Source organism: Aeromicrobium halocynthiae (genome assembly GCF_039531385.1).
In the GTDB taxonomy this organism is placed as follows: Bacteria; Actinomycetota; Actinomycetes; order Propionibacteriales; family Nocardioidaceae; genus Aeromicrobium; species Aeromicrobium halocynthiae.
In genome coordinates this window covers 1-12647 of record NZ_BAAAPY010000002.1, presented here as the reverse complement: position 1 = coordinate 12647, position 12647 = coordinate 1, and the positions used below count along the sequence as shown (strand labels likewise).

Sequence of the window (12647 nt, the reverse complement as noted above, 5' to 3'; positions counted from 1 at the left end):
CCTCCATTCCTACCGAATCCGCGAGGCGAGCGCACATGCTGGGACCGCCTCGGGCTGCGAACCGCACGGATAGTTCTACCGTGGAAAGATGTCGTCCTCCGCCGCCGCGAGCACCACCCACCGCGTCCCCGTCGGGCTCGCCGCGCTCGTCCTCGTCCTCGCCGTCGCCCAGGCCGCCACCCCTGCTCTCTCCACGGTCCTCGGCGGCGCCCAGCCCGACGAGTCGACCGTCGACCTGCTCATCACGCCGGCCGGCTGGACCTTCTCCATCTGGGGTCTGATCTACCTGCTCGCCATCGTGACCGCGCTGGCGGTCCTGGTGCGACGGTCCACCGGCAGCCGCGACCCCCGACGCCTGCTCGTGGCCCTGGCCGTGGCCCAGGCCGGCGCGGCCCTCTGGATCGTCTTCTCCGCGAACCAGATGTCGTGGTTCACGTCGGTCACCTTGACCGTCATGGTCGTGGCGCTGCTCGACGCCGCCCGCACCGCGGCCGGACCGACCGGGACGACCGAGGGCGACGAGTCGCCCCGGTGGCTCACGCTGCTGGTACGCACCACCGTCGGCATCTACGCCGCCTGGGCCACGGCGGCGGTCTTCCAGAACTGGGCCTCCGACCTCGCCGAGGCGACGCTCGACCCGACCGACGTTCGGTGGCAGCTGGTGCTGCTCGTCGGATCGGTCGTGCTGGGAGCCGCGGTGACCGTGCTGCTCGGCGGTCGCCTGCCGGGATACCCCCTCGCCCTGCTGTGGGCGCTGACCGGCATCCTCGCAGAGGCCCGCGGTGACTCCGCCGCCGTCCTCGTGACCGCCGTCGCAGGCATGGTGGTCGTGCTGGCCGCCCTCGTCGTCGCCCTGCGCCGGGAGCGTAGTCTGGCTCCATGAGCACACCCCGGACGATGACGGCCGAGGAGACCGCCGCGCTCGTCCGGGTGCGGCGCCGGACGGCCGCGCTGGCCTTCGTCGGCGTCGCGATCCACGGGGTCATCGCCCTCGTGGTGGTCGCCGAGATCATCGTCGACGAGCCCGGGCGGCGCGGAGCCGCCATCGGCCTGCTCGTCATGTCCGTCGTCGCCGCCGCGCTCATGTACGTCGGGACCCGCGTGCTGCTCGGCGCACGCCTGTGGTCGCCGGTCTGGATCGCCGTGGCGCTGTCGCCCGCCGTGGCAGGGTTCTTCTGGGTCCTCTGAGACCGGCACGACCCTCGGGGACCCCGCTATCCTGTGCGCGGAAAGGTGCGCCGATGGCACAGACCCCCGTCCTCGTCCTCAACGCGAGCTACGAGCCCCTGCAACGGGTCTCCATGCGGCACGCCATCAAGATGCTCGTGCGTGAGGTCGCCGTCATCGAGGAGGAGGCCGAGGGGACGTTCGGACCCTTCCCCCGCCCGAAGGTGCTCCGCCTTGTCCGGTACGTCGTGATGCGCTGGAAGCACCGGCGCGGCCACCTGTGCACCAAGGCCGCCATCAAGGCGCGGGACAAGCACTGCGGCTACTGCGGCGGCGCACCCGACACGGTCGACCACATCGTGCCGCGCAGCCGTGGTGGCACCCTCACGTGGGAGAACGCCGTGGCGGCCTGCCTGCGCTGCAACCACCGCAAGGCCAACCGCACGCCCGCCGAGGCGGGGATGACGCTGCTGGTCACGCCCGCCGCGCCACCCGTCGGCTTCGTCCTCTGACGGCGCGACCGTGAGCCCGTCGCGTGAGGGACCCCTCGGCCACTGACGCCCTCGACGGTCGGTGCGAACCGGATCCGTCAGGCAGACTGGTGCCTCCGGCGGCCGGGTGGGCGGCGGGCCGAGGGCGATCGTCGAGCAGGCGGCGAGCCCGCGAGGAGAGGTGGCTGGCGACGATGACGGCGATCGAGGCCGAGCACGACCTGGTGGTCCTGCTCGACGACGACGGCAACGCCACCGGCACGGCCCCCCGCCTCGCGGTCCACACCGACGACACGCCGCTGCACCAGGCCTTCTCGCTGCACCTCTTCGACGACGAGGGTCGCGTGCTCATCACCCGTCGCGCCCTGTCCAAGCGGACGTGGCCGGGAGTGTGGACCAACTCCTGCTGCGGCCACCCCCAGCCGGGGGAGGACCTCGCGGACGCCGTCCGCCGACGACTGCGCGAGGAGCTCGGCGTCGAGGTCGAGGACCTCCGCGTGGTGCTGCCCGACTTCCGCTACCGGGCCGTGGACGCCAGCGGGGTCGTCGAGAACGAGATCTGTCCCGTCTTCGCCGGTCGCGTCAAGGGCACGCTGAGGCCCGATCCCTCGGAGGTCAGCGAGCACGCCTGGATCGCCTGGTCCGACCTCGCGACCGCCATCCGCGCCACTCCGAGCGTCTACTCCCCGTGGGCCGGTCTGCAGGTGCCGCAGCTCGACGCGGAGCGCTGCCGACTGCCCCTCGACCCGCCGCTGGACCGCGACGTCCTGCCGGCCCCGACGGCTGCGGAGGACGCAACCGTCGACGCGGTCACCGACCTCCTCGCCACCGAGCTCACCTGGGTCGGCACGGTCTGGGACCAGCTCGCCCCCGCCGGCGGTCCCGGCCCGCTCACCGACGAGCCCGGCGACCTGCCCGCATGGCTCCGCTCGCTGGTCCTCGGCGGCGGCAAGCGGCTGCGTCCCCGGATGTGCCACTGGGGCTTCGTCGCCACGGGCGGTCGCACTGGCACCGCCGCGCACACCGACCTCGTCCGGGTGGCCGCCGCGCTCGAGACGCTGCACCTGTTCGCCCTCGTGCACGACGACGTCATGGACCAGTCCGACGAGCGTCGCGGACGGCCCGCCGCCCACGTCGTGGCCGCCGAGCGTCACCGTCTCGCGGACGGTCACGGCGACTCCGACCGGTTCGGCGAGAACATGGCCATCCTGCTCGGCGACCTCGCCCACTGCGAGGCCGACCGCCTGGCGCACACGCTCCCCCTCGAGCTGCGGGCGTCCTGGTACGAGCTGAACCTCGAGCTCATCATCGGCCAGCGCGCCGACCTGACCGGGGCCGCGTCCCGACGCGACGACGCCGCGCACGCCGAGGCCGTCGCCGCGCTGAAGTCCGGCGCCTACACGATCGCCCGGCCGCTGCAGCTCGGCGCGCTCGCCGCCGGCGCCTCCGTGCACCAGCGCGACGCCCTCGCCGGCTACGGCCACCACCTGGGACGCGCCTTCGCCTGGCGCGACGACGTCCTCGGTGCGTGGGGCGACCCCGTGGCCACCGGCAAGCCCGCCGGGGACGATCTCCGCGAGGGCAAGACGACGATCATCTGGACCCTCGGCGCGGAGCGCCTCGACGGTGCGGCCGCACGGGCGATGGCACGGGTCGGCACCGCCGGGGCCCGTCCCGACGACGTCCCGCTCCTGCAGCAGGCGCTCGAGGACGCCGGCGTCCGCAAGGACGTCGAGGACCGCATCGTCGTCGAGGCCGACCGTGCCCTCGCCGCGCTGGAGACCGATGCTGCCGAGTTCACCCCCGAGGGCCTGGCCGGGCTGCAGGCCATCGCCCACACCGTGTCCTGGAGGACCGCATGAGCCACGTCGTCGTCGTCGGAGCCGGTCTCGCCGGGCTGGCGGCCGCCTGCCACCTGGTCGGCGACGGTCACCGCGTCACCGTCCTCGAGCGCGAGGACGTCCCCGGTGGACGCGCCGGGCGACTCACCCGGGAGGGCTTCACGTTCGACACGGGCCCGACGGTGCTGACGATGCCGGACCTCATCGACCGTCCACTGCGGGCGGCGGGCTCGAGCCTGGCGGAGCGGCTCGAGCTGACCCTGCTCGACCCCGCCTACCGCGCCTTCTACGCCGACGGCTCGACGTTGGAGGTCCGCCACGGCCACGAGGCGATGCGCGCGGAGATCCACCGCGAGTGCGGCAGCGTCGACGCCGCGGCGTTCGACGAGTTCGTCGTGTGGCTGCGCAAGCTCTACCTGACGGAGATGCCGCACTTCATCGACCGGAACTTCGACTCCCCCGTCGACCTCGTCTCGCGACCCCGCGCGGCGGCGAAGCTGCTCGCGATGGGCGGCTTCGGCCGCCTGGGACCGATGATCCGTCGACGCTTCGCCGACGAGCGCCTGCACCGCCTGTTCTCCTTCCAGGCCCTGTACGCCGGTCTCGACCCGGAGTCGGCGCTCGCGCTCTACGCCGTCATCACCTACATGGACTCCATCGAGGGCGTGTACTTCCCCCAGGGCGGCATGCGCGCGATCCCCACGGCGCTCGCCGACGCGGCCACCGACGCCGGGGCGGAGATCCGCTACGACACCACCGTCACCGCGCTCGTGCGCGACTCCGGCGGTCGGGTGCGGGGTGTCGCCACGGGCGAGGGTGTGGTGCAGGCCGACGCCGTGGTGTGCACGATCGACCTGCCGGTCGCCTACGAGTGGCTGCTGCCGGAGCTGAAGGTCCCCCGCGCCGTGCGCGGCATCGGCGGCAGGGTCGGCGGCGACTACTCGCCGTCGTGCGTCGTGTGGCACGTCGGCGTCAAGGGCCTGCCGCAGGGCAAGGCGCACCACAACATCCACTTCGGCCAGGACTGGAACGGCGCCTTCGACGACCTGCTGCGCGGCGGCACGCTCATGCGCGACCCGTCGCGACTGGTCACCATCCACTCCCTCGACGACGACGAGGCCGCGCCCGACGGCGACAGCACGCTCTACGTCCTGGAGCCGACGCCCAACCTCGACGTCGGCCGGATCGACTGGACGGCCGAGCGCGAGCCGATGAAGGAGCGCCTCATGGAGTTCCTCCAGGGTGCCGGCTACCCGACGGACGTCGTGGTCGAGGAGCTGGTGACGCCCCTTGACTGGAAGGACCAGGGCATGGCCGCGGGCACGCCCTTCGCTCTCGCGCACACGTTCGCCCAGACCGGTCCCTTCCGTCCGGCGAACGTGGACAAGCGCGTCCCGGGGTTGGTCTTCGCCGGGTCCGGCACCGTGCCGGGCGTCGGCGTCCCGATGGTGCTCCCGTCGGGCCGGTTGGCCGCCGAGCGCGTCAACCAGCTGCTCGGCACTCGCTGAGCGGCCGCTCAGCGCCCGAGGGTGGCGCGGGCCAGCTCGCGTCGGCCCGACCAGGGCATGTCGGAGAACATCGACCACATCGCCCCCGCGACCGCCGACGAGCCGGCGTCGCGGGACATGAAGGCGCGCTGCCGGTGGGCGGGCAGCCGGCCGAACCCGTCGAACAGCGCCAGGGTGCCGTCGACGTCGAGGCGCAGCAGCGCGCGCAGCCCGGCCTCCCGCAGGGCGTCGACCGGGCGCACCGGGTCGACCTCCTCGGGCACGCTCCCCCGCACGATCTCCTCCGCGAGCGAGCGGCCGCGACGCATCGCGTGCGCGACGGAGTAGCCGGTGACGAGGTGTCCGCCTCGGCCTGCGACGCCGAGCGCCAGCGTGCCGGGCACCGGTGGGCGGCCCCGCCCGCGCATGGGGATCCTCACGATCTCGCGGTGCAGCGGCGACTCCACGACGGCCGCGTCGACGCCGCGGGACCGTAGCCGTCGACGCAGGCGACGCCGCAGCTCCTCGATCGGCATGCCGGGGGCGGCGGCCAGGCACGTCTCCTCCAGCAGGACGGTGCCGTCACCCAGGCCGATAGCGTAGAGGAACGTGGGCGTCGCACCGGGTGGCGCGACCCCGCCGGGTGCCCAGTCGGTGCGCCAGTCCATCAGCAGTGCCTCGGCACCCTGCAGCGCCGGCACCGCGGCCGCCGCAGGGACCACGATGCCGAACGCCGTCTGAGCGGGCTCCGGGTCGTCGGGGACCCGCCCGTCGGGCCGGGCACCACGTGCGTCGACGACGACCCGCGCCGACGACCGCAGGGCCGTGACACCGGCGTCGTCCAGCCGGTCCCGCCGCACCTCCACCCCGGTGAGCGGCAGTGCCGCCTGCACGCGGGCGTTGTCGAGCACGACGTAGGTCCGCTCCAGCCGGTGGTCGGACCCCGCGCGCACCTCCGGGGCCGTCCACCGAGCCCTCGCGACGTCTGCGCGGAGACCGCCGAGCTCGTCCTCCCACACCCCGTACGTCGGGATCCAGACGGCATCGGGTCGAGGATCCACGGCGAGCACGCTCAGACCGAGCGCGGCGCAACGCGAGGCGAACGTCCGCCCCGCCGGACCGAGTCCGACGACCGCCACGTCCACTCGTCCACGCATGTCCCCATCGTCGCCTACGCGTAGGCTGAGCCGCACCATGGCACGATCCCTGCACCCCGATCCCCGGCTCGCAGCGGGCTACGCGCGGTGCGCGGAGCTGACCGAGCGGCACGGCACGACGTACTACTGGGGGGCGCGGCTGCTGCCGAGGCAGCAGCGCATCGACGTCTACACCGTCTACGCCCTGTGCCGCCTGGCCGACGACATCGTCGACGAGCCGGAGCGGGTCGATCCCGCGGTCCCGGGCGCCGACGTCTCCGATCCCGGCGAGCGGCTGCGTCTGTTCGAGCGGCACTTCTGGGACAGCGTCGACGCCGGGCACGCCGCCGATCCCGTGATGGCCGCCGTCGTCGACAGCCTGCAGCGTCGCGGCACCGACCCCGAGTGCTTCGACCGGTTCTTCCGCGCCATGGAGCTCGACCTCACCCGCACGACGTGGCAGACGTGGGAGGACCTGCGCGACGGATACATGGAGGGCTCGGCCGCCGTCATCGGCGAGATGATGCTGCCGGTCCTCGAGCCCCTCACCCCCGAGGCCAAGGAACCGGCTCGGGCGCTCGGCCACGCCTTCCAGCTGACGAACTTCCTTCGTGACGTGGGCGAGGACCTCGAGCGCGGCCGCGTCTACCTCCCGCAGGAGGACCTGCAGCGGCACGGGGCCGACCCGTGGGAGCGTCGCGTCACGCCGGCGTGGCGGTCGATGATGGCCGAGCAGGTCGAGCGCAACCGGGCCCTCTACCGCGCGGCGGCGCCCGGGGTGGCGATGCTGCCGGGTCCGGGAGCCAGGTGCGTCGCCACGGCGCTGCGCATGTACGCCCGCATCCTCGACCTGATCGAGGAGAACGACTACGACGTCTTCTCGGGCCGCCTGCGGGTGAGCCCGCGCAGGAAGGTCGGGATCCTCGCCGACGTCCTCGTGCGCGGTCCGCGACGTGGCCTGCCGGCCTCGCCCAGGCCGAGCCTGGCGCCGCGCAGCCAGTAGCCGGCGATCAGGTGGTCCCAGCCGAGCTCGGGCTCGGCCTCCAGCCGGGGCTCGAGGGCCAGGAGCCGGACGAGGAGCGCGTCGGACTCCTGCAGTGCGAGGGGCTGGCCGGGGCACTTGTGCTCCCCGTCGCCGAACGCGAGCACCGGCTCCCCGACGCCGGTCGGCAGGGGCCGGCCGGGGCACAGGTCGAGCGGAGACTCCCCCACGGCGCGGGGGTCGGCGTTGCCCTGCCGGACGCACACGTCGACGAGGTCACCCGGCTCGATGGTCCACGTCTCGCCGCCGTCGCTCACGTCGATCGGTCGCTGGGCCCGCCGGTACAGGTGCCCGACGACCGGCTCGAGCCGGATGATCTCGCCGAGGATCGCGAGCCGCTCGGTCTCGCCGGCGGCGAGGTAGCGGGCCCGCAGGGCGTCGTCGTCGAGCAGGTGCAGGGCGGCCATGACGATGAACTCGCGCGTCGTCACCATGCCGGCCGTGCCGTAGGTGACGCACTCGACGAGGATGCTCGCCGTGGAGTACCCCTCCGCGAGCAGGTGGCTGATGATGTCCTCGCGGGGCTCGCGACGCCGAGCGCGGACGGCGGGGCGGACGTCGGCGAGGTACAGCCGCGCGACGGGCAGCAGACCGTTGCGGGCGGCCTGCATCCACTGCCGCCGGGTGCGGCCGAGGTCGTCGCGGGTGATGTCGAAGGGTGGCTGGCTGAACATCGACTCGAGTCGGCGCGCCATCTGCGGCACGGACGACTCCGTCAGTCCGACGAGCTCGGCGGTCACCTCGACGGTGTACAGCAGGGCGAGCTCGTCGAGGGTGCACCCGCCGTCGGCGACGGCGTCGGCGAGGAGTCGGTCCGCGACGTCGTGCATGAGGCCGGTGTACCGGTCGGCGACGACCTTCGGCGCCCAGAAGCGGGCGACCTTGCGTCGCTGCTCGTCGTGCTGCGGGCCGTCGGAGACGAGGATGGGGTGATGCTCGAGGTAGCCCTGCGGGATGGCCTCGGCGGTGAAGCCCGCCTGCGTGGTGGCGTGGCGTGCGCGCAGCACCTGCCGGGCCGCCTCGAGCGAGCGGATCCGCCACACGGTGCTGACCCCTGGCCGTCCGGCGGCGTCGACCCGCTCGACGCGTGGCGCGCCCGAGTCGTGGTCCGGCTCGCCGGGCAGCACCGCTCGTCGACGCGAACGGGCGTCGGCGCTCATCGGACGCGGCGGCCGGGGATCCGGCGGGCGATGCCCTCCAGCGGGACGGTCCAGACGTCCTCGCCGCGCACCCCCCATCCGGCGAGCAGGTGGTTCGCGGCGAGCACGCCCGTCGTGGCCGCGCGCTCCATCAGGGCGATGGGCCAGTCGACCCGCAGGCCGTCGCCGGCGAGCGCGAGGCCCGGGTAGGGGGTGTCGACGGTGAGCCGCTCGCGCCACGGCGCCGTGCCCACGAGGCCGCAGTCGTCCTCGACGAGCAGCTCCTCGTGCACGACGCCGAGCCCGCGGGTCTCGGGGTAGACCGCGTGCAGCGCGTCCATGAGGCGTGCGCGCAGGCGTTCGGTGTCGAGGCCGAGCGGGCCGTCGCCGGCGAGGTCGGCGTCGCGGGTGGGGTCGGCGGCGTAGGCGTGCAGCTCGACGACGGACCCGCCGTGCTCGGCGGTCCACCGCGCGGCGCCTGCCTCGAACCGCTCGAGGACGGTGACGTTGTCGAGCAGGTCGTAGCCGCTCGTGCCGAGGAACGCCTCCCGCTCCGGCGCGACGGTGCCGTCGAGCCAGACCCGCAGCACGCCGAACGGTGGGGCGTTGCGTGCGGACTGGGCGCGACGCTGCCAGTCGCGACGGGCGTCGTCGTCGGCAGGCAGCGGCGCCACCAGTTCGCGGGTGACGCGCGGGTCGGTGGCGACGACGACGGCATCGGCCCGCAGGTCCTCCGCGCCGACGCGCACCAGCCAACCGTCGCCGTCGGGGGTGACGGACTCTGCTCGCGCTGCGGTGCGCACCCTCGCCCCCCGCTCCTCCAGGTAGCGGCCGAGCGGCGCCCAGAGGACGGTGTCGTAGTCGTCGTCGGGGACGTCGAACATGAGTCCCTCGCGCGAGCCGGTGAAGTAGGTGTGGAACATGCCCACGAGCTCGCCGGCGCCGAAGTCGTCGGGGTGGGCGAAGAAGGACCGCGCGAAGACCTCCAGCGCCAGGTGACGGGCACCCTCGGGGAAGCGCAGTCGGTCGAGGAAGGCCTGCGCGGACTCGCCGTCGTAGCGCTCGTGGCTGGCCGGGTAGGAGCAGTCCACGAGCTCCATCGCGCTCGCGACGTCGACCTGCGTCAGCGCCGAGACCGGGAACGTGGGGCTGCGCAGGACGAAGGCCAACAGATTCAGCGGGGGCGTGACGGGCAGGGCGGCGAAGGAGTCGGTAAGGCCGTCGGCGCGCTGCAGCGGGTAGTCCGGCACCGGCACGAGGTGCGACAGCGTCGGGTCGACGCGACGCAGCAGGGCGCGCAGCGTGTAGTACTGGCGGAAGAAGGCGTGGAAGCCTCGGCTCATCGTGCGCCCGGAGCCGTCGTCGGTCTTCCAGGAGCGGACGCGGCCGCCGAGCTCGTCGCAGGCCTCGAGGAGCGTGACGTCGACGCCGCGCTCGGCGAGGACGACGGCGGCACCGAGCCCGGCGATGCCGCCGCCGACGACCACGACGTGCTTCGCGTCGTCCAGACGGGCCGCGCCGGGGGCGGCCGGGTGCAGGACGGCGCGCGGGTCGCGTCCCGGAGGAAGCGGCCGCATCAGGCGGGGCGGCGGGCGTGGACGGTGTGCAGGATGCCGCGCTGCCACCCGCCCGCCGTCGTCCAGGAGATGTCGGTGAGGCCGGCGCGCTCGAGGCGGGCGTGCAGCTCGTCGCGAGAGTCGTTCTCCAGCACGCTGCGCCACAGGTAGCGGTAGATGGAGGGGTTGCCGCGCACGGCGAGCGCGAGCGGGGTGACGACGCCCCAGCACACGGCGCTCCACGTCGCCTCGGCCCGCTTCGAACCCTTGACGTGGTAGTCCTGCAGCGCGATCCAGCCGCCGGGTCGGACCTGCGCGGCGATGGACGCGACGACCTCGTCGCGCTGCTCCTCCGGGACGTTGCGCATGAGGTAGGCGGCGAACGCTCCGTCGGCGGGGCCGTCGAGCGTGCGCGCGGCGACGTCGGGCAGCTCCTGGGCGAACGCGTGCACGAAGTCGACGCCGGCCGGCCAGTCCTTGGCACGCGCCTGCTCGAGCATCCCGTCGGAGGCGTCGACACCGACGATCCGCGCGTCGACACCGGCAGCGTCGACGAGGGCGCGCGTGGAGAGTCCGGACCCGCAGCCGAGGTCCCACAGCGTGAGGGGTCCGTCGATGCGCGGCAGGCGCAGGACGAGTGCCTTGGCCGCGTCGCGCAGGGCGTCGTGATAGCCAGGATTCAGGCTCGTCAGGAGGTCGTACCGGCCGGAGGCCCGGTCGAACTCGTCGGCCAGACGTGCGCCATGGGTCGGTTCCACGGGAAACACTGTAGGTGCGTGACCGGCGCGCCACCGGACATGGGTGGCGTGCGGCCGGGCCCGGTGCCCCGGGGGCGCGGCGCGAGGCAGTGGTCGGCGACGGCCCTCGCCACGGGTCGACCAGCTGTCTCAGAACTCGACGACAGAACCCCGGATGAGACACACGAAGTGAGACGGGTTTCAGAGAATCAGGAATGACTGAGTGTGACTTCGTCTGCTGAATGGCGGGGTTCTTCGGTCGCTTCGTGGCGGGGTCAGGTGACACCGATGACCAGGGTGCTCTGTGCGGCTTCGATGACGTCGTTGGTGATGGTGTCGAGTTCGTTGATCTTCAGGACCCGCTGGATCTGGGGGAAGAGGCGTTCGAGGAGCCGGAAGTTGCCGCGGGTGATCCGTGCGATGGCTGCGATGGCTTGGGCGTCGGTGAAGTCGTCGGGGTCGAGGGTCTTGCCGAGGGATCGCCAGTGTCGCTCGAGGACGAACAGCAGTTCGTCTTGTCCCAGGGGCCGGTACTGGTGGGCGAAGCCGACTCGGCTGTAGAACTGGGGGTAGTGGCTGAACTGCTTCTCCAGGCCGGGCATGCCGATCAGGATCAGGGCGATGTCGTCGCGGTCGTAGCGATCGCGCAGCAGTTCCAGCGCGGCGGGACGCAGTCGTTCGGCCTCGTCGACGATGATCAGCTCCACGTAGTTCCTGCCGTGTCGCCATCCCCAGGCCTCGGGAGTGGCCGTGCCGGGAGGTACGAGGTGCTGCTCAATGCACATGTTGGTGCGGGTGATGGCTTGGGTCAGCTGGGCGTGATGCAGCCGTAGGTGACAACTGACTTCTGGTGCGCGGCACCAGGAGAGAGGATGTCGCTATGCCTGCTCCGTATCCGCAAGAGTTCCGCGATGACGTGGTCGCGGTCGCCCGTGGACGAGACTCCAAGACGACGTTGAAGCAGATCGCCGAGGACTTCGGGATCGCTGAGGCCACGCTCACGAACTGGCTGAAGGCTGCCGACGTCGAGGGCGGCAAGCGCCCGGGTGTGACCTCGGATCAGGCTGCCGAACTGCGCGAGCTGAAGCGTCGCAACCGGTTGCTGGAGCAGTGGGGGCACCTCCCGCTTGCGGGGGCGAACGAGGTCCTGCGCCGCGCGGCGGCCTACCTGTCTCAGGCGAACTTGAAACTGGGTGGCTTGTCAAAATGATCTACCCGCTCGTGAGCGAGCTGGCCGCAGGCGGGATTCCCGTCACGGTTGCGTGCGGGGTTCTGAAGCTTGCGCGTCAGCCGTACTACCGCTGGCTCGAGGAACCCGTCACGACCGCTGAGTGGGTCCAGGCGCACCGAATCAATGCCCTGCACGATGCCCACGCCGAGGACCCGACCTTCGGATACCGGTTCCTCGGTCACGAGGCGAAGAAGGCGGGCTGGTCAATGAGCCGCCGCACTGCCTGGGCGTTGTGTTCACAGGCCGGGATCTTGTCGGCTGCGCAGCGTCGCCGCCGCGGCAAGGGCGTCAAGGCCGGGCCGCCGGTCTTCGACGATCACGTGCAGCGGATGTTCACCGCCGACGCCCCGAACCACCTCTGGTTCACCGACATTCCCCCAAGCACTGCGTGCAGGGAGGTGCCCCCACCGAGCACTGGACCGCCGAGGGCAAGCTCTACTGCTGCGCGATCAAGGACGCCTGCGGCCACCGCGTCGTGGGCTACTCGATCAGCGACCGGATGCCCGCTTCGCTGGCCGTCGATGCACTCAACAACGCCGTCGCTCGTCGCAAGGCCGAGGGCCACGACGTCGCCGGCTGCATCCTGCACGCCGATCGGGGCAGCCAGTTCCGCTCCCGCAAGATGGGCCACGCGTTGAACCGACACGGCATGGTCGGCTCGATGGGACGGGTCGGCGCGGCCGGAGACTGTGAGACTGTGAGACTGTCGATCGTCTCCTGGCGGCCTGACTCTTGCTGACGACTGACCTCGAAGTTGGGTGTCCTTGCTGTTGATCTGTCGTCCGCCAGGAGGCGCAACACCACCTTGGTGCTGGCCGGG

Annotated in this window: 11 protein-coding genes and 3 pseudogenes; 9 read left to right on the top strand and 5 right to left on the bottom strand. The window is 72.6% G+C overall.

The features are described 5' to 3' along the window. The first annotated feature begins 88 nt into the window (after window positions 1-88). The 6 genes and pseudogenes from ABD213_RS04080 (at window position 89) to crtI (ending at window position 5007) form a co-directional block, all read left to right on the top strand. Window positions 89-883 carry a hypothetical protein gene (locus ABD213_RS04080; protein ID WP_344324760.1) on the top strand — a complete coding sequence of 265 codons (795 nt, stop codon included), beginning with the start codon at window positions 89-91 and terminating at the stop codon, window positions 881-883. Then, the gene (locus tag ABD213_RS04075; RefSeq protein ID WP_344324757.1) at window positions 880-1188 is read left to right on the top strand and encodes a hypothetical protein; all 309 of its coding nucleotides are present in this window, start codon (window positions 880-882) and stop codon (window positions 1186-1188) included. The genes ABD213_RS04080 and ABD213_RS04075 overlap by 4 nt, the downstream gene beginning before the upstream one ends. A gap of 53 nt (window positions 1189-1241) precedes the next feature. Continuing rightward, window positions 1242-1679 (top strand): HNH endonuclease, encoded by a 438-nt coding sequence (locus tag ABD213_RS04070; RefSeq protein WP_344324754.1) that lies wholly within the window; start codon window positions 1242-1244, stop codon window positions 1677-1679. A gap of 173 nt (window positions 1680-1852) precedes the next feature. Then, window positions 1853-2386, top strand: a pseudogene (idi, locus tag ABD213_RS04065) (isopentenyl-diphosphate Delta-isomerase); the annotation flags it as partial. Beyond that, the gene (locus ABD213_RS04060; RefSeq protein WP_344325566.1) at window positions 2363-3520 is read left to right on the top strand and encodes a polyprenyl synthetase family protein; all 1158 of its coding nucleotides are present in this window, start codon (window positions 2363-2365) and stop codon (window positions 3518-3520) included. The pseudogene idi and the gene ABD213_RS04060, both read left to right, overlap by 24 nt. Then, complete coding sequence (gene crtI / locus ABD213_RS04055) at window positions 3517-5007, top strand: phytoene desaturase family protein (protein ID WP_344324752.1); 1491 nt, start codon at window positions 3517-3519, stop codon at window positions 5005-5007. Before ABD213_RS04060 ends, crtI begins: the two co-directional genes overlap by 4 nt. 8 nt (window positions 5008-5015) lie before the next feature. Here crtI and ABD213_RS04050 read toward each other — a convergent pair whose 3' ends face one another. Next, window positions 5016-6143 (bottom strand): lycopene cyclase family protein, encoded by a 1128-nt coding sequence (locus tag ABD213_RS04050; protein WP_344324750.1) that lies wholly within the window; start codon window positions 6141-6143, stop codon window positions 5016-5018. Between the two features lie 37 nt (window positions 6144-6180). Between ABD213_RS04050 and ABD213_RS04045 the strand changes: the two genes are divergently transcribed. Next, on the top strand, window positions 6181-7125 hold the full coding sequence (locus tag ABD213_RS04045; protein ID WP_344324748.1) for a phytoene/squalene synthase family protein: 945 nt from the start codon (window positions 6181-6183) through the stop codon (window positions 7123-7125). A 71-nt stretch (window positions 7126-7196) separates the two neighbouring features. Here ABD213_RS04045 and ABD213_RS04040 read toward each other — a convergent pair. From ABD213_RS04040 to ABD213_RS04025, 4 genes and pseudogenes are all read right to left on the bottom strand, one after another. Further along, window positions 7197-7571 (bottom strand): annotated as a pseudogene (locus ABD213_RS04040) (cytochrome P450); the annotation flags it as partial. Between the two features lie 749 nt (window positions 7572-8320). Next, window positions 8321-9880: an FAD-dependent oxidoreductase gene (locus ABD213_RS04035; protein WP_344324745.1), complete on the bottom strand. Its 1560-nt coding sequence runs from the start codon at window positions 9878-9880 to the stop codon at window positions 8321-8323. Further along, window positions 9880-10617, bottom strand: coding sequence for a methyltransferase domain-containing protein (locus tag ABD213_RS04030; RefSeq protein WP_344324742.1), 738 nt, complete (start codon window positions 10615-10617; stop codon window positions 9880-9882). Before ABD213_RS04030 ends, ABD213_RS04035 begins: the two co-directional genes overlap by 1 nt. A 254-nt stretch (window positions 10618-10871) precedes the next feature. Then, window positions 10872-11303 carry an AAA family ATPase gene (locus tag ABD213_RS04025; protein WP_344324739.1) on the bottom strand — a complete coding sequence of 144 codons (432 nt, stop codon included), beginning with the start codon at window positions 11301-11303 and terminating at the stop codon, window positions 10872-10874. A gap of 173 nt (window positions 11304-11476) precedes the next feature. Between ABD213_RS04025 and ABD213_RS04020 the strand changes: the two genes are divergently transcribed. Together ABD213_RS04020 and ABD213_RS15065 are read left to right on the top strand one after the other, a co-directional pair. Next, window positions 11477-11806 carry a transposase gene (locus ABD213_RS04020; protein ID WP_344324736.1) on the top strand — a complete coding sequence of 110 codons (330 nt, stop codon included), beginning with the start codon at window positions 11477-11479 and terminating at the stop codon, window positions 11804-11806. 203 nt (window positions 11807-12009) lie between these two features. Then, window positions 12010-12515: pseudogene (locus ABD213_RS15065) on the top strand (DDE-type integrase/transposase/recombinase); the annotation flags it as partial. Between the last annotated feature and the right edge of the window lie 132 nt (window positions 12516-12647).